Annotated in this window: 15 protein-coding genes; 3 read left to right on the top strand and 12 right to left on the bottom strand. The window is 70.8% G+C overall.

What is annotated here, in order from left to right:
- Positions 1–69 precede the first annotated feature (69 nt).
- The 5 genes from C7Y72_RS15375 to C7Y72_RS15355 form a co-directional block, all read right to left on the bottom strand.
- The gene (locus tag C7Y72_RS15375; protein ID WP_107570065.1) at positions 70–696 is read right to left on the bottom strand and encodes a cytochrome c oxidase subunit 3; all 627 of its coding nucleotides are present in this window, start codon (positions 694–696) and stop codon (positions 70–72) included.
- A gap of 23 nt (positions 697–719) precedes the next feature.
- Entirely contained in the window at positions 720–1,553 is an 834-nt protein-coding gene (locus tag C7Y72_RS15370; protein ID WP_107570064.1) for a hypothetical protein, read from the bottom strand.
- A 7-nt stretch (positions 1,554–1,560) separates the two neighbouring features.
- Positions 1,561–3,462 (bottom strand): cytochrome c oxidase subunit I, encoded by a 1,902-nt coding sequence (gene ctaD, locus C7Y72_RS15365; protein ID WP_107570384.1) that lies wholly within the window; start codon positions 3,460–3,462, stop codon positions 1,561–1,563.
- Positions 3,463–3,472: 10 nt separating this feature from the next.
- Entirely contained in the window at positions 3,473–4,561 is a 1,089-nt protein-coding gene (gene coxB, locus C7Y72_RS15360; RefSeq protein ID WP_158276882.1) for a cytochrome c oxidase subunit II, read from the bottom strand.
- 95 nt (positions 4,562–4,656) lie between these two features.
- Positions 4,657–5,082 carry a helix-turn-helix transcriptional regulator gene (locus tag C7Y72_RS15355; RefSeq protein WP_107570062.1) on the bottom strand — a complete coding sequence of 142 codons (426 nt, stop codon included), beginning with the start codon at positions 5,080–5,082 and terminating at the stop codon, positions 4,657–4,659.
- Positions 5,083–5,215: 133 nt separating this feature from the next.
- Between C7Y72_RS15355 and C7Y72_RS15350 the strand changes: the two genes are divergently transcribed.
- Positions 5,216–5,629 (top strand): CBS domain-containing protein, encoded by a 414-nt coding sequence (locus C7Y72_RS15350; protein WP_107570383.1) that lies wholly within the window; start codon positions 5,216–5,218, stop codon positions 5,627–5,629.
- 100 nt (positions 5,630–5,729) lie between these two features.
- On the opposite strand, the gene C7Y72_RS15345 is transcribed toward C7Y72_RS15350, so the two are convergent.
- From C7Y72_RS15345 to C7Y72_RS15320, 6 genes are all read right to left on the bottom strand, one after another.
- Positions 5,730–8,327, bottom strand: a complete 2,598-nt coding sequence (locus C7Y72_RS15345) for a penicillin acylase family protein (RefSeq protein ID WP_107570061.1) — start codon at positions 8,325–8,327, stop codon at positions 5,730–5,732.
- A gap of 117 nt (positions 8,328–8,444) precedes the next feature.
- Positions 8,445–8,678 (bottom strand): hypothetical protein, encoded by a 234-nt coding sequence (locus tag C7Y72_RS15340; protein ID WP_107570060.1) that lies wholly within the window; start codon positions 8,676–8,678, stop codon positions 8,445–8,447.
- 133 nt (positions 8,679–8,811) lie between these two features.
- Positions 8,812–9,720 (bottom strand): heme o synthase, encoded by a 909-nt coding sequence (locus C7Y72_RS15335; RefSeq protein WP_107570059.1) that lies wholly within the window; start codon positions 9,718–9,720, stop codon positions 8,812–8,814.
- A gap of 62 nt (positions 9,721–9,782) precedes the next feature.
- Positions 9,783–11,486, bottom strand: coding sequence for a cytochrome c oxidase subunit I (ctaD, locus tag C7Y72_RS15330; protein WP_107570058.1), 1,704 nt, complete (start codon positions 11,484–11,486; stop codon positions 9,783–9,785).
- A gap of 23 nt (positions 11,487–11,509) precedes the next feature.
- A complete protein-coding gene (coxB, locus tag C7Y72_RS15325) occupies positions 11,510–12,436 on the bottom strand; it encodes a cytochrome c oxidase subunit II (RefSeq protein WP_107570057.1) in 927 nt (308 codons plus the stop codon).
- Positions 12,437–12,497: 61 nt separating this feature from the next.
- Positions 12,498–13,328 carry an enoyl-CoA hydratase-related protein gene (locus tag C7Y72_RS15320; RefSeq protein WP_107570056.1) on the bottom strand — a complete coding sequence of 277 codons (831 nt, stop codon included), beginning with the start codon at positions 13,326–13,328 and terminating at the stop codon, positions 12,498–12,500.
- A 33-nt stretch (positions 13,329–13,361) separates the two neighbouring features.
- On the opposite strand from C7Y72_RS15320, the gene C7Y72_RS15315 reads away from it, so the two are divergent.
- Entirely contained in the window at positions 13,362–14,123 is a 762-nt protein-coding gene (locus C7Y72_RS15315) for a gamma-glutamyl-gamma-aminobutyrate hydrolase family protein (RefSeq protein ID WP_107570055.1), read from the top strand.
- Here the strand turns inward: C7Y72_RS15315 and C7Y72_RS15310 are convergent.
- Entirely contained in the window at positions 14,098–14,679 is a 582-nt protein-coding gene (locus C7Y72_RS15310; protein ID WP_158276881.1) for an RNA polymerase sigma factor, read from the bottom strand. The two genes, C7Y72_RS15315 and C7Y72_RS15310, sit on opposite strands and share 26 nt — an antisense overlap.
- Positions 14,680–14,833: 154 nt before the next feature.
- On the opposite strand from C7Y72_RS15310, the gene C7Y72_RS15305 reads away from it, so the two are divergent.
- Positions 14,834–15,517 (top strand): FHA domain-containing protein, encoded by a 684-nt coding sequence (locus C7Y72_RS15305; RefSeq protein WP_107570053.1) that lies wholly within the window; start codon positions 14,834–14,836, stop codon positions 15,515–15,517.

Here is a 15,517-nt window from a genome sequence, read left to right as displayed (position 1 = left end):
GGTCAGCAGGAGGAGCCGGAACGCGGCGTCCTCGGACTTCAGCGGGTTCATCACGGCGCGCGGCTCCCCCTAGACCACGTAGATCGTCGTGTAGACCACGATCCACATCACGTCGACGAAGTGCCAGTAGATGCCGGGGATCTCGACCCCGCGGTGGTCGTCGGCGCTGAAGTGCCCGCGGAACGCGCGCAGCGTCACGATCCCCAGGAGCAGCAGGCCGATGAACACGTGCGCGCCGTGCAGGCCGGTGAGCCCGTAGAAGATCGAGCCCTGCGCGTGGTCGTGCGGCGCGAACCCGATGTGCACGTACTCGTTGACCTGGATGAACAGGAACGTCAGGCCGAGCAGGAACGTCGTCAGCATGCCGACGCGGAAGCCGCGGTGGTTCCCCGCCTTCAGGGCGGTCTCCGCCCAGTGCAGGGTCAGGGACGACGACAGCAGGATCGCCGTGTTCACGCCCGCGATCGCGACCGGGAGGTGATCTCCCTCCGGCATCCAGGCGCCGTCCTGCACGACCCGGATGAAGAAGTAGGCCGTGAAGAAGGCCCCGAAGATCATGATCTCCGAGATGATGAACAGGAGCATCCCGAGCATCGCGGGCTCGGCCCGCGAGCTGCGGTTCGCGGGCGGCGGTCCGTGATGGTGGTGGTCGTCGTGCCCGTGCCCGGGGGCGGCGGGGATCGCGGCGGCTTCCATACGCTGGCCTCTTCCTGGGTGGGTCAGGCCACGGCGGGGGCCGCGACGCTCGACTCGACGTGCTCGACCGGCAGGCCGGTCGCCTTGCGCACGCGCTCGATGAGGTCGGCCCGCAGCCAGCCGGAGCGGGTGGCGGGCAGGGTGGACACGACGATGTCGTCGACGTGGAAGAACTGCAGCGCGTTCATCGTCGCGGTGTACGGGTCGGGGTCGCCGATCATGCCGGCGCCCCGCAGGCCCGCCTCGCGGATCCGGTCGACGAGCTGCGACAGGCGCGCCTGGGCACGCTTGACCGCGACGCCCTCGCCGCCCTCCTGGGGGACCACGGCGATGAAGATGCGGTCGCCGCCCTCGGCGAACTTCTGCCGCAGCTGGTCGACGAGCTCGTCGCGGCTGGCGGTGCGGTTGGCGACGACGAGCGTGACGGCGAACGGCCGGCCCTCGCGCTCGAGGTCGACGACCACGTGGTCGACGGGCAGCCCGGAGGCGTCGGCGATCCGCTCGATCAGGTCGCGGCGCAGCCAGCCCGAGGAGGTCGCCGGGTGGGTCGCGACGATGATCTCGTCCGGGTGGTGCTCGGCGATCGCGTCCATCGTCGCGGTGTACGGGTCGGGGTCGCCGACCTCGCCGATCGAGTCGATGCCACGCTCGCGCAGGTACGCGCGGGCGAGGTCGACGCGGACCTGCGCGGCGTCGTAGACGGCGTCGTCGTAGATGACGTTGCCGTGCCGGGGGTTCGTGCGCGGGATGCAGAAGACCGCGCGGAACTCCTCGCCCGCGTCGATCTTGGACTGCACCCGCTCGACGAGCGGGGTGCCGCCGAGGGTCTCGTTGGCCACGACGAGGATGGTCTTCATGCGCGTGCTACTCCTTGCTCGGCTGGGCTGCGGTCCCGGCGGGTGTCGGTGCGACCTCGGCCCCGTCGTGCAGGATCCCGTGGACCGCTCCCGGGATGCCGTACTCGTACGGGCCGCCGACGACCGTGGGGATGCGGTCGAAGTTGAAGACGGGTGGCGGTGAGGTGACCTGCCACTCGAGCGTGAGGGCGCGCCACGGGTTGCTGACGGCCCGCGGGCCGCCGCGCCAGGACACGACCATGTTGTAGACGAAGATCAGCGTGCTGAGGCCGAGCGCGAACGACGCGAGCGAGATCGCGAGGTTCCAGCCCGCGTACTTCTCGGCGTAGTCGGCGACGCGGCGCGGCATGCCGTCGACCCCGATGAGGTGCATGGGGGCGAAGGTCGCGTTGAAGAAGACGAACGTCGACCAGAAGTGCAGCTTGCCGAGCCGCTCGTCGAACATGCGGCCGGTCATCTTCGGGAACCAGTAGTAGACCCCGGCGTAGATCGTGAACAGCGAGCCGCCGAAGAGGACGTAGTGGATGTGGGCGACGATGAAGTACGTGTCGCTGACGTGGATGGTCAGCGGGATCATCGCGAGCATCACGCCGGAGATCCCGCCGAGCGTGAACATCGTCAGGAAGCCGAGCGCGAACAGCATCGGCGTGTCGAGCTTCAGCACGCCGCGCCACATCGTCGCCAGCCAGCTGAAGATCTTGATCCCGGTGGGCACCGCGATGATCGCGGTGGTGATCATCATCGGCACGCGGATCCAGCTCTGCATGCCGCTGACGAACATGTGGTGCGCCCACACGGTGAAGCCCAGGACGACGATCGCCAGCAGCGAGAACGCCATCATCCGGTAGCCGAAGATCGGCTTGCGGGACTTCACGGCGAGGATCTCGCTGATGATCCCGAAGCCCGGCAGCATCATGATGTAGACGGCCGGGTGCGAGTAGAACCAGAAGACGTGCTGGTACATGAGCACGTCGCCGCCGCCGGCCGCGTTGAAGAAGTTGAAGCCGAGCGCGCGGTCGAGCAGGACGAAGAACTGCGACGCCGCGATGAACGGCGTGGCGATGACGACGAGCAGCGACGTCGAGAAGTTCGCCCAGACGAGCAGCGGCATCCGGAAGAAGCTCATCCCGGGGGCGCGCATGGTGATGATGGTCACCAGGAAGTTCAGGGCCGTGGCGATCGATGACGCCCCGGCGAACTGCACCCCGATGGTGAAGAACACCTGGCCTATCGGCGCGCTGTTGGACAGCGGGGCGTAGGCGGTCCAGCCGCTGGCGAACGAGCCGCCGGGCGCGAAGAACGAGGCCATCATCAGCACGCCGGCGACCGGCAGCAGCCAGAACGACAGGGCGTTCAGCCGCGGGAACGCCATGTCCGGCGCGCCGATCATCAGCGGCAGCACGTAGTTCGCGAGGCCCGCGAACACGGGGATGATGAACAGGAAGATGAGGATCGACGCGTGGACGGAGAAGAGCCCGTTGAACGTGCCGGGATCCACGAACTGGCGGCCGGGCTGCGCGAGCTCGGCGCGCATCAGCATCGCCATCAGGCCGCCGACCAGCAGGAAGAAGAACGACGTGACGACGTACTGGATCCCGATGACCTTGTGGTCGGTGTTCGGGTAGAAGTAGCTCTTCCAGCTCGTGGCGCCGTGGCCGGAGTGGTCCTCGGGCCGGGCGGGCCGCCCGGAGGCCCAGTAGAACCAGTAGTCGAAGCAGCCGAGCCCGACGAGGAAGAACAGGGGTGCGGCGATCAGCGCGACCTGCAGGACGGCCTCGCCGTCGAGGACGGGGTCGTAGCCGAGGCCTGCGCGGGCGCCGAGCGAGAGGGCGTAGGCGAAGGCGATGCCCAGGCCGGTGAAGAACGTGGCCCGGGTCCAGCCGGCGTGACGGAGCGAGTCGGGGAGCATCAGGCGCACCTCACTTCTTGGTCGCGTCGGCGATGTAGCGGACGAGCGCGTCGAGCTCGGCCGGGGTCAGGGTCTCGGCGTAGTTGGCGGGCATGATCCCCTCGCCGAAGCCGTCGGTGATCTTCGCGTTGGGGTCGACGATCGAGGCCTTGATCGCGGCGGCGTCCTGGCCCGCGAGCGCCTCGTCGAGGTTCGGTCCGGTCGCCCCGCTCGTGCCCGCGTCGGCGAGGGCGTGGCAGGCGCCGCACGCGGTGGCGCCGGTGGCGCCGACGCCCTGGGTGAAGACGGCCTTGCCGTCGGCCGAGGCGGTCTGGCCGCCGGCGCCGTCGGCGGCCGGGGCGGCGCCGGCGGTCTGGCGCTCGGTCATGCGCTGCATCCACGCCGCGTACTTCTCGGGGGGCAGGACGTGCGCGCTCTGGCGCATGAAGGCGTGGCCGAGGCCGCAGAGCTCGGCGCAGACGACGGGGTAGATGCCGGTCTTCGTGGGGGTGACGCGGTAGTTCGTGGTGATCCCGGGGACCGCGTCGATCTTCATCCGCCACTCGGGCACCCAGAAGTCGTGGATGACGTCCTTGGAGCGGACGTCGAAGCGCACGCTCTTGCCCTGCTCGACGTAGAGCTGGTTGGTCGAGAACTTGGTGCCGTCGGCGCCGGTGTACTCGAACGTCCAGGTGAACTGCTCGCCCGTGACCGCGACCCGGTTCTCCTGGCCGCTGGCGGGCGCCTCCTCGATGTTGGAGAGCACGACCGCCGCGTAGCCGCAGAGCGTCACGAGCATCAGCGCCGGGATCGCGGTCCACACGACCTCGAGCTTCGTGTTGCCGTGGATCGGCGGGCCGTCGAGGTGCTCCTCGCCGGGCTTCTGGCGGAACTCGCGGGCGCAGAACAGGACGACCGCGGTGACGCCGACGAAGATCGGCACGGAGCAGATCACGAGGACGTCCCAGAGGGTGTCGATGTCGTCCGCCTGGGTGGATCCCTGGGCCGGGAACCAGTCGATCCAGAGGCCGATGAGGATCCCGACGGCCGACAGGACCAGTCCGATCGCGGCCGTGAGCAGGATCGCTTCACGCCGCGGCTTGCGCGTCTCTCCACCCATTGGGCCGACCATAACCAGATCGGCCGACGCAAAGCAACAGCTGTCACAACCTCCGCCCGTAGGGCGGACGGACGGCGCCCGGTGGCGCGGCGCCGCTAGGCGGCGCGGGCGGTGAAGGGCGGCACGAGGGCCACCGGGGCGTCGGTCGCGGCGGGCGCGACGGGGGCCGGGCCGAACCGCGCCCGGGCGCGGTAGTCCGACGGGGCGAGCCCGTGGTGGCGGCGGAACGCCTTGGCGAACTGGGCCGGCTGGCGGTAGCCGACGCGGTGGGAGATCTCGCGCACGGTGAGCGTGCGGCCCTCGAGCATCTCGGCCGCGCGGCGCATGCGCACCGCGGTGAGGTGGTCGCGGAAGGTCGTGTCGCCGATCTCGGCGTAGGCGCGCTGGAGCTGGCGGCGGGACGACGCCACGCGGCGGGCGATGTCGTCGAGGGCGAGATCCTCGCCGAACTCGGCCTCGACGATGGCGCAGGCCTCGTCGAAGAGGCTCGTGCGGTGGCGGACGGTGGCGGGACGCTGCATCGGTGGTTCCTACGCCGACTTCGCAGCGGTGGATCCCACCCCCTGCGACGCCGTTCGTACCTGGCGCGTCAACACTCTCGACGTGGCGGTACGCTCGCTTGCAAGAAACAGCACAAGCTCCCAGGGGGTGCAGATGCAGGTCCGAGAGGGCATGAGCACGGTGGTCCTGACCGTGGGGCCGGGGCACACGCTGCGCGCGGCCGCCCGCCTGATGGCCGAGCGGTCGGTCGGCGCGGCCGTCGTCCACGACCCCGACGCCGCCGGCCCGGGCATCGTCACCGAGCGGGACGTCCTGCGCGCGATCGGTGCCGGGAAGGACCCCGACACCGAGCTCGTCGGCGACCACCTGACGTCCGACATCGTCTACGCCGCGCCCGACTGGTCGCTGGAGGACGCGGCCCGCGCGATGGTCCAGGGCGGCTTCCGCCACCTGATCGTGCTCGACGGCGGCGACATCACCGGCGTGCTGTCGGTCCGCGACGTCGTGCGCGTCTGGACGACCGACGGGGCGACCTGCGACGTCCCGGCGGTGGGCGCTGGCGCCTGAGCGACCGCCGGGGCGACCTGCGACGCCCCGGTGGTCGGCGCCGACCCGGCCCCGTCGCCCGTGCGGTGCTCCACCGGGCGACGGGGCGAGGCCGGGGCGCTCAGCGCTGCTTGGCGGCGATGCGGACGGTGCGGCTCCCGACCGTCACGTCCACCCGGTAGGCGCCGCGCCGCACGCGCGGGGAGACCGCCACGCGGGTGCCGCGGCGCGCGATCCGCCGCACCACCGCGTCGCCCCGCCGCACCCGGACCGTCACGCGCGCCGGCCTGCCCGCTGCGCGCTCGACGACGATCCGCGGGCGCGCCGACCCGCGGGCCTCGCGCACGGTCACCGTCGTCGACCCCAGGTCGGCGGTGTGCACGCGCACCGCGGAGCGGTCCGCCTCGAGGTCACGGGCGCAGAACGGCGGGCTGATCCAGCGCTTGGCGCTGAACTCCTTCGTCTGGTCGCTCGTGCGCTCGGACCGGGGGTTGGTCGACAGCCCGTAGGTCAGGAACGTGCGCAGCTCCGGGCAGCCCGGCTTCAGGTGCACGGCCTGCATGAACGACGAGCCGTGCACGACCTCGGTGTAGCCCTTCTTCGGGTCCCAGACCGGCGTGATGACGTTGAAGAGGCCGCTGGGGCTCGGGCCGCCCTGGATCGGGATGACCTCGCCGCGGCGGGTCACCGTCTGCCCCTGGCGCAGCGTCGCGTCCAGCGGCAGCCCGGCGCCGCCCAGGTCGTTCACCGCCTGCAGCAGCGACGTCTGGACCAGCGGGTTGAGGACGTTCAGGCCCGCCGGGGTGTTGACGGGATCGCCGGCGTCGAACGCGCCCGCGAACGGGCCGGCCGGACCGGGGAGGGGGATCGGCGTGGCGCCGGTCAGCCGCGTCACGAACCGCTGCCACAGCACCGCGCCCTTGGAGTCCAGGTCGTTGCGCATGTCCCACGCCCGCAGCACCCGGCACGCCTCGCTGCCGCAGCCGGCGACGAGGTCGTCGCGCCACAGCTCCGCCGAGTACACCCGGTTGGCGAGCCCGACGGTCATGAGGTTCTGCAGGTCGAAGCCCGTGCCCTCGAGCCCGTCGGTCCCGGCGAGGCGCTGCTGGAGCTGCGTGATGCCGATCCGCGTGCGCAGCGTCCGTGCGGTGCGCTCGTCCCCGATGATCCGGCTGAAGCCCTCCAGCGGCTGCTCCGGGTTGGTCAGCCAGTAGGAGTCGTTCATGTTCGAGACGTGGTCCTCCCGGCGCAGCGTCGGCAGGTCCTTGGGGCCGAGGATGCCCGGCGCGATCGCCTCCGGATCGGTGGCGGGGCGGCAGGCGCCGCGGGAGCCGTCGAGCACCGGCAGGCGCTGCAGCTGGTCGAGCGCCAGGCCGAGCACCGTGTTGCAGGCCGTGTACTTCTCGCGGCTGATGTTCGGGATCGAGCCGACGTCGGCGTAGTAGGCGTTTCCGGCGGTGTCGGCGGCGATCGTGTTGACCCACGGGATCCCGAGGTACCGCTTCAGGATGCCGTCGACCTGGTCCACGGTCTGCGCGTGGTTCATGTCGAAGAAGTGGTTCATGAGCCGGCCGAAGTTCTCCTCGTTGCCGTCGTACAGCGCGTACGCGGTCGCCGGCGTCCACGGGAAGACCGGGAGGCCGAGGATCGAGGTGAGGATCGGGCCGTGCTCGGAGGACCACAGGGTCCGCGTCCGCGGCTCGAGCGACCCGTCGGCGCGGCGGACCTGCACGGTCACGCGGTCGGCGCGCATGCGCTTGACCTTCCCGTCCTCGACGTAGGAGGTCAGCGACCCCGGCACGAGCGTCAGCTGGTACGGGACGAACCGGCGCGCCGTCGACACCGTGTGGCTCCAGGCCATGCCCTTCGTCGTGCCGATGAGGACGATCGGGACGCCGAGCAGCGACCCGCCGGTCACGTCGACCTTCCCCGGGATCGTGAGGTGCGCCTGGTAGAAGCGCTCCGGTCCCTGCCAGGGGAAGTGGGGGTTGCCGTAGAGCAGGCCGTGCCCGTCGCGGGAGCCCTTGCGGCCGATCGCGTAGGCGTTGGACCCCAGGCCGCCGAGCCGGCGGTCGAGCTCCCCGGGGGCGATGCCGCGCGCGGTGGCCTGCGCGTCGACCGGCCCGGTGACGGGACGGGCCGCGGCGATGCCGTCGATCGCGACCCCCGACGAGGCGAGGATCGCCAGCGAGTGGAAGCGGCGGAACACGTCCATCGTGGTGATCGGCCGCACCCACTCCTCGCCGCGGCAGGTGGGATCGTCGACGCCGTCGCGGCCACCGATCTCGCGCAGGTGCGCGTTGTAGCCCGCGACGTAGCCCTCGATCGCCCGCCGGATCTCCGGCTTCATGCCCACCGGCGGCTCCTGCGCGACGAGCCGCTCGACCGTCCCGCGGTCCTTGATCCGCTGGTAGAAGAGGTCGGAGTTCAGGTTGTTGGCGGTCGAGCCGTTGCCGCGGATCGGGTAGCCCTTGTCGGGGCCGAACCAGCGCGAGCGCTCCCCGTTGACGGTGACGTAGGACTCCGCGAGCGTGCAGAGGGTGTCCTGTGCGAGCGCGGTCGCGTAGCCGTAGCCCAGCGACGCGTAGTCCTTCGCCTTGATGTGCGGGATGCCGAACGCGGTGCGCGCGACGGTGACGTCGTAGCGGGGGGCGGCCGTGGCGGCGGCGGGGGACAGGAGCGCCGCGCCGGCGAGCGCGGCGACGATCGGGCGGAACATGGTGCGAGCCTATGCGAACGGCGACGTTCATGTGGGACTGTCGCGGCGGGGGCCCGGAACGACCGAGGGCGCCCGTGACGGGCGCCCTCGGCGAGACGACTGGTGCTGACGGTGGCGCTAGTGGTGGCCGAGGTCGGCGGGGAACGACTCGATCTCCTTGCGGGTGTCCTGGATCCAGCGGACGATCACCGCGACGGACAGGATCACGCCGAAGGCGCAGACGTACCAGCTGAAGGTGATGCCCAGCAGGGCGAGTGTCGTGCCGATCGTGAGCAGCAGGGGCTGCAGGCTGCCACCGGGGAGGTGGATCTCCTCGCCGACGGGCGGGACGTTCTGCTCGTTCTCGCTCATGCGACGTAGATGTAGGCGGCGACGAAGGTCATACCGAACATGAAGAACACGACGGCGGTGGTGATGAGCCCCGACCGGACGTTCTTGCGTGCGAGCTTGCGATCCATAGGTTCCTGGAAATCTAGTGGGTGTCTCAGATCTTCGCGTCCGCGACCATCGCGGCGAAGAGCAGGGCCAGGTAGGCGAGGGAGAAGAGGTACAGCTTCAGCGCGGACTGCCGGTCGGCCCGGCGGTACAGCCGCACCGCGCCGGCGATGAACAGACCGCCGAGCACCAGCGAGGACACGAGGTAGATCGCGCCCATCCCGCCCGCGCAGAACGGGAGCTGGGTCACGGCGTACAGCAGGACCGTGTAGAGCAGGATCTGCTTGCGCGTCTCCTGCTCGCCGCGGACCGTGGGCAGCATCGGCACGCCGACCTTGGCGTACTCCTCCTTCATGAGGATGCTGAGCGCCCAGAAGTGGGGCGGGGTCCAGAAGAAGACGATCGCGAAGAGGTAGATCGCGGTGCCGCTGAGCGACCCCTCGACGGCGGCCCAGCCGACCAGCGGCGGGACGGCACCGGCCGCACCGCCGATGACGATGTTCTGCGGGGTGCGGCGCTTGAGCCACACCGTGTAGACGAACACGTAGCCGAGGAAGCCCGAGAACGACAGGCTCGCGGCGAGCACGTTGATCGTCAGCGACATCAGGACGAACGACGCGGCCGCGAGCGAGCAGCCGTAGATCAGCGCGGCGCGCGGGCTGACACGACCGGACGGGATCGGCCGGTCGGCGGTCCGCGCCATCGCGAGGTCGATGTCGCGGTCGTACCAGTGGTTGACCGCGCCCGCGCCGCCGGCGGCGAGGTAGCCGCCCAGGCAGGTCAGCAGGATCAGCCCGACCGACGGCGACCCGGCGACGAGCATCGTCGTGACCGTCGTCAGCAGCAGCAGCGACTGGACCTTCGGCTTCGTCAGCTCGAGGTAGTCCGACAGCAGCTGGCGCGCGGCGCTGGGAGCAGCGGCCGCGGCCGGGACGGTCGTGGCACGGGTCGAGGCCATGGGTGGGCGAGCCTACCGGGACGGGCAGGGACGCGCGGGGAGACGAACTCCCCGCGACAGTCCTACGCGGTGGCGGGCGCCTCGGCGTCGACGACCGGCGCCTTCTCGGTCTGCTGGCGCAGGACCTGCCGGCGGATGTCCTTCATCGGCTCGACCGAGCGGATGCGCGGCACGGAGTCGAAGTTGTTCACCGGCGGCGGCGAGGTCGTGTACCACTCGAGCGTGTTGCCCTTCCACGGGTCGGGCCCGGAGACCGCGCCCTTCTTCAGCGAGATCACGACGTTGATGATCGTCACGAGCACGCCGAGGGCGAGGATGAAGGAGCCGATCGTGGAGATCAGGTTGTACAGCTCGAGGTTTCCGACGTCCGGGTACTCGTAGACGCGACGGGGCATGCCGTCGAGGCCGATCGAGTGCTGGATGAGGAAGGTGACGTGGAAGCCGATGAGCATGAGCCAGAAGCTGAGCTTGCCCAGGCCCTCGCCGAGCATCCGACCCGTCATCTTCGGGAACCAGTAGTAGATGCCGGCGAAGATCGACAGGACCGCGCCGCCGACCAGCACGTAGTGCAGGTGGGCCACGACGAAGTACGTGTCGGTCAGCTGCCAGTCGACCGGGAAGATCGCCAGGAAGATGCCGGTGATGCCGCCGATGAGGAACGTGAAGAGGAAGCCGATCGCGAACAGCATCGCGACCGTGAACTCGATCGTGCCGCGCCAGAGCGTGGCGATCCAGTTGAACATCTTCACGCCGGTCGGGACGGCGATCAGGAACGAGCTGAGCATGAAGAAGACGAGGACGATCGTCGGGCTCGGCGTCGAGAACATGTGGTGCGCCCAGACCAGGAGGCCGAGGAACGCGATCACGACGGTCGACGCGGCGATCGCCTTGTAGCCGAAGATCGGCTTGCGGCTGAACACCGGCAGGATCTCGGAGATGATCCCGAAGCCCGGCAGCACCATGATGTAGACCTCGGGGTGCCCGAAGAACCAGAACAGGTGCTGCCACAGCAGCGGCGAGCCGCCCTGGGACGCGTCGTAGAAGTGGGTGCCGAAGTGGCGGTCGGTCAGCAGCAGCGTGACCGCGCCCGCGATGACCGGCAGCGCGAGGATCAGCAGGATCGCGTAGACGAGGATCGCCCAGCAGAACAGCGGCATGCGACCCCAGCCCATGCCGGGCGCACGCATGTTCGCGATCGTCGCGTAGAAGTTGATCGCACCGACGAGCGAGCTGATGCCCGTGAGGTGGATCAGGAAGATCCAGGCGTCGACGCCTCCGGACGGCAGGTACGTGTCGTCCGACAGCGGCGAGTAGCAGGTCCAGCCGCACTCCGGCGGGGAGAAGAAGATCGACGCGTAGAAGACGACGCCACCGGCGGTGAGCATCCAGAACGACAGCGCGTTGAGCTTCGGGAACGCCATGTCCCGGGCCCCGATCATGAGCGGCACGAAGTAGTTGCCGAAGCCGGCCATGATCGGCACGACGAACAGGAAGATCATCGTCGTCCCGTGCATCGTGAACAGCTGGTTGTAGACCTCCGGGGAGAGGAGGGTGTTGTCCGCCTGCGAGAGCTGCAGGCGGATCATGAGCGCCTCGACGCCGCCCAGGATGAAGAAGACGAACGTCGAGACCAGGTACATGATCCCGATCTTCTTGTGGTCCGTCGTGGTGACCCACGACGTCCAGCCCGTGTTCGGCTTCTCGACGCCGTGGGCGACGATCTGCGGGACGGCGGCGGTGGTGTTCGTGGCAGTGGCAGTGGCCATAAGAGCTGAGGGTCCTCGAGGGGTCAGGGCATCTCGGTGGTGGAGGCGCCCGAGCCGGCGGCGGCGCTGTCACCGGACAGCTCGCTCTCGACCTGGCGGCGCTTGACCTGGGCGGCCTTGTTGGCGTCCTGGATCGCGGTGGTCTGCTGGGCGATCCACCGCTCGTACTCGGCGGGCGGCACGGCGCGGACGCGGGCCGTCATGTTGGCGTGGTTGCGGCCGCAGAGCTCGGCGCACTGGCCCGTGTACACGCCGGGCTTGCTGATCTTGAACCAGGTGTGGTTCGTGTAGCCCGGGACGGCGTCGAACTTGCCGCCGAGGGCCGGGATCCACCACGAGTGGGCGACGTCCTGTGCGCGGATGTCGAGCGTCACGGTGGTGTCGGTGGGGACGACCATCTCCTCGTAGGCGAAGGGGTCGTTCAGCGGGTTGCCGTCGTTGTCGCCGTTGTAGGTGTAGCGCCACACGTACTGCTGGCCGTTGACCTCGATGTTGAGGCTCTTGCCGTTCGGGGGCAGGCGCTTGGTGACGCTGGCGGTCTGGACGCCGTCGGCGAGCGGGAGGCCGTTGGGCCCGGAGTTCTCCGGGTTGCGGATGTCCCCGAGCTGGACGAACGTCAGCACGGCGAGGACGACGAGGATCGCGGCGGCGCCGGCGGTCCAGCCGATCTCCAGGCGCGTGTTGCCGTGGATCTGCGCGGCGACCGCGCCCTTGCGGGCCCGGTACTTGTAGATCGAGTAGAACAGCGCGCCCTCGACGACGACGAAGATGATGACGGCGATGACGAGGACGAACTTGTAGAGATCGTCGATCTTGTCGGCGTTCGGGGAGCCACCGTCCTCCGGCGTGAGGAGGTCGGCGGAGGCGGTCCCCGAGAGGACCAGCGTCAGGCCGAAGATGGCGAGCAGCGCCAGGACGAGCGTCCGGCGGCGGGTGGAGATCAGGTTCATGGCACTCACGGCGGCGGGGATATTAGTTGGTGATCGGCCGGATCGAGTCCTGCCTGGCGCCCTAGCGACCCGAGAAGGCGGGCGGGCGCTTCTGCGCGAAGGACATGCCACCCTCGATGAAGTCGGCCGTATCGGCCATCTCCTGCTGGATGTCGGCCTCCAGGGCCAGCTGCGCGGTGAGGCTGTGCATCGCGTGCGCGTTGAGCTGGCGCTTGGTCCCGGCGTAGGACCGGGTCGGCCCGGTGGCGAGGCGCTCCAGGAGCCTCTCGGCCTCGGGCATGAAGCTCGCGTCGTCGTGGACGCGGTTGACGAGGCCCCACTCCAGGGCCTGTGCCGCGGGGACCTTCTCCCCGAGCATCGCCATCTCGGCGGCGCGGGCGGCGCCGATGCGCGCCGGGACGAAGAGGGAGGAGCCGCCGTCGGGCACGAGCCCGATGTTGACGAACGCGAGCAGGAAGTAGGCGCTCTCGTGCGCCACGACGAGGTCGCCGGCGAGCGCGATGCCCAGCCCGACCCCGACGCAGGGCCCGTTGACGGCGCTGACGACCGGCTTGGGCATCGAGCGCAGCGTCTCGATGATCGGGTGGTAGCGGTCGTGCAGCGTCTTGCGGAGGTCCGGCCGGCCGTTCTCGGTCACCGGCACCGGGTCCTCGGTGTCCTGGAAGGACATGAGGTCGGCTCCGGAGGAGAACGCGCGCCCCGCCCCGGTGAGCATCACCGCGCGGATCTCGTCGTCCTGCGCGGCGGCCGTCAGCTCCTGCTGGAGCTCCCGCGCCAGCGCGCCGTTGAAGGCGTTCAGGGCCTCCGGCCGGTTGAGCTCGATCTTCAGCGCGGAGCCGTTGCGGTAGGTCCGCACCGTCGGGGTCTCCTGCGCGAGCACGTAGTCGCTCATGGGCGCGCATCCTATGGACCGTAGGATCGCCGTGTGTCGCGCCCCGTCATCGGTATCACGTCCTCGGTCGAGCCCGTCCGCTACGGCGCCTGGAACGAGCCCGCCGCGTTCAACCCGTCCGCCTACCACGAGGCCGTGCAGCGCGGTGGCGGGCACGCGCTGATGCTCGTGCCCGACCCCGCCTACCGCGACGATCCCGACGAGGTGCTCGACCTCCTCGACGGACTGCTGCTCACCGGCGGCACCGACGTCGACCCCGCCTCCTACGGGGCGCAGCGCGACCCGGCGGTCACCGTCACCACGCCCGAGCGCGACGCCTACGAGCTCGCGCTCGCCCGCCGGGCGTTGGAGCGTGACCTGCCGCTGCTGGGGATCTGCCGCGGCATGCAGGTGCTCAACGTGGCGCGTGGAGGCTCGCTCGTGCAGCACCTCCCCGACGTGCTCGGCACCGAGGAGCACCGGCGGACCGTCGGCGCGTGGGCGGGCAACGAGCACGAGGTCGCGCTCGAGCCCGGCTCGGCGGCGGCGCGGCTGGCGGGGGAGACGGTGCACCGGACCTTCTCGCACCACCACCAGGCGGTCGACGCGCTCGGCGCCGGGCTCGTCGTCAGCGGTCGGGCCCCGTTCGACGGCCTCGTCGAGGCGATCGAGGACCCGGGACGCCGGCTCGCGGTCGGGGTGCAGTGGCACCCCGAGGTCGATCCCGGGAGCCCGGTCGTCGCCGCGTTCGTGCGCGAGGTCGCCGCGCTGCGCGACGCGCAGGCGGCCGTCAGGCCGCGACCGCCGCGGCGTTGACGCCCTGCCGGGCGCGGTGCACGAGCGCCTTCGAGGCCCCGGGGGTCACGCCGAGGCTCGCCGCGACGTGGACGTGCGAGCGGCCCTCCAGCTCGTGGCGCACGAGCGCCAGCCGCTGGCGCTCGGGCAGCGCCCGGACGTGGGCGACCACCTCGCGGACCGCCTCGCGCCGCGCCAGCACGTCGTGCGGGTCGCCGCTGCGGTCGGACAGCAGCGCCCCGAGGTCGTCGAGGCCGACGGTCGAGCGGCTCGTGCGGCTGCGCAGCCGGTCCAGGCAGGCGTTGCGGACGATCGTGTAGAGCCACGCCTTCAGCGTGATCTCCCGGTCCGGGTCGGCGCGCAGCGCGCGCAGCGCGCGGACGAACGCGTCCTGGACGCACTCCTCGGCGTCGTGGTGCGCGCCCCCGAGCAGGTTGCGGGCGTAGGCCAGCAGGGCGTGGGCGTAGCGGGCGTGGATCGCCTCGAACGCGCCGTGGGCGCCGTCGCGCACGGCGGCGACGAGCTCCTCGTCGGTGGCGGTGCGGGCGGTGGTGGGGTGCAGCAGCAGGGTGGTCACGGTGGTCGTCCTTCGTCGCGTCGGGTGGTGGAAGCAGCTTCCGCCCGCACGCCCTCCCGTCCCAGGCACCCCGGGGTCACACCTTCCACCCCCGGGGTGGCGGGATCCCACACCCAGGTGTGGAGGTGGCCGGACGCTGTGCGACCCTTGGCGCATGTCCGATCGCTCGCCGCTCGCCGCGCACGCCGCCTCGCCGGCCGAGCTCCGCGCGCGGATCGATGCGGAGCGGCTCGGGCGCCCGTTCCTCGTGCTGCGCGACGGCGAGGGCGCGCAGACGCTCGTCGAGCTCGACGGCGCGCGGGAGCGGCTCAGCCTCGGCCGCGGCACGACCTGCGACGTCGCGCTGGGCTGGGACGACGAGGTCAGCCGCCTGCACGCCGAGCTCGAGCTGATCGCCGGCGAGTGGACGATCAGCGACGACGGCCTCTCGCGCAACGGCACCTACGTCAACCAGCAGCGGATCAGCGGCCGGTACCGGCTGCGCGACGGCGACGTCGTGCGGGTCGGCCGCACGCTGCTGGCCTACCGGCGGCCGGAGCTGGAGGAGTCCCGGCCGACCCAGGTCGCCAGCGACGGCGCGGCGCCCGCCGAGCTGTCGGCGACCCAGCGCCAGGTCCTGCTCGCGCTCGCGCGCCCGTACAAGCACGACGAGTTCGCCGTCCCGGCCACCAACCAGGAGATCGCCGACGCGCTGCACCTCAGCGTCGACGCGGTCAAGGCGCACCTGCGCGGCCTGTTCCAGCGGTTCGGGATCGAGCACCTGCCGCAGAACCAGAAGCGCTCCCGGCTCGTGGCCGAGGCGCTGCAGCGCGGCGTCATCGCCGTCCGCGACCTCTGA

This window comes from Paraconexibacter algicola, from assembly GCF_003044185.1.
Taxonomy (GTDB): domain Bacteria; phylum Actinomycetota; class Thermoleophilia; order Solirubrobacterales; family Solirubrobacteraceae; genus Paraconexibacter; species Paraconexibacter algicola.
This window is presented reverse-complemented; position numbering and strand designations above follow the sequence as displayed.

What these genes read in the sequence shown, in the direction of transcription:
- C7Y72_RS15305 (WP_107570053.1), top strand. Translation starts at nt 14,834, where the DNA reads ATGTCCGATCGCTCGCCGCTCGCCGCGCACGCCGCCTCGCCGGCCGAG.
- coxB (WP_107570057.1), bottom strand. Translation starts at nt 12,436, where the DNA reads ATGAACCTGATCTCCACCCGCCGCCGGACGCTCGTCCTGGCGCTGCTC.
- ctaD (WP_107570384.1), bottom strand. Translation starts at nt 3,462, where the DNA reads ATGCTCCCCGACTCGCTCCGTCACGCCGGCTGGACCCGGGCCACGTTC.
- C7Y72_RS15340 (WP_107570060.1), bottom strand. Translation starts at nt 8,678, where the DNA reads ATGAGCGAGAACGAGCAGAACGTCCCGCCCGTCGGCGAGGAGATCCAC.
- C7Y72_RS15375 (WP_107570065.1), bottom strand. Translation starts at nt 696, where the DNA reads ATGGAAGCCGCCGCGATCCCCGCCGCCCCCGGGCACGGGCACGACGAC.
- C7Y72_RS15355 (WP_107570062.1), bottom strand. Translation starts at nt 5,082, where the DNA reads ATGCAGCGTCCCGCCACCGTCCGCCACCGCACGAGCCTCTTCGACGAG.
- C7Y72_RS15345 (WP_107570061.1), bottom strand. Translation starts at nt 8,327, where the DNA reads ATGTTCCGCCCGATCGTCGCCGCGCTCGCCGGCGCGGCGCTCCTGTCC.
- coxB (WP_158276882.1), bottom strand. Translation starts at nt 4,561, where the DNA reads ATGGGTGGAGAGACGCGCAAGCCGCGGCGTGAAGCGATCCTGCTCACG.
- C7Y72_RS15335 (WP_107570059.1), bottom strand. Translation starts at nt 9,720, where the DNA reads ATGGCCTCGACCCGTGCCACGACCGTCCCGGCCGCGGCCGCTGCTCCC.
- ctaD (WP_107570058.1), bottom strand. Translation starts at nt 11,486, where the DNA reads ATGGCCACTGCCACTGCCACGAACACCACCGCCGCCGTCCCGCAGATC.
- C7Y72_RS15350 (WP_107570383.1), top strand. Translation starts at nt 5,216, where the DNA reads ATGCAGGTCCGAGAGGGCATGAGCACGGTGGTCCTGACCGTGGGGCCG.
- C7Y72_RS15320 (WP_107570056.1), bottom strand. Translation starts at nt 13,328, where the DNA reads ATGAGCGACTACGTGCTCGCGCAGGAGACCCCGACGGTGCGGACCTAC.
- C7Y72_RS15370 (WP_107570064.1), bottom strand. Translation starts at nt 1,553, where the DNA reads ATGAAGACCATCCTCGTCGTGGCCAACGAGACCCTCGGCGGCACCCCG.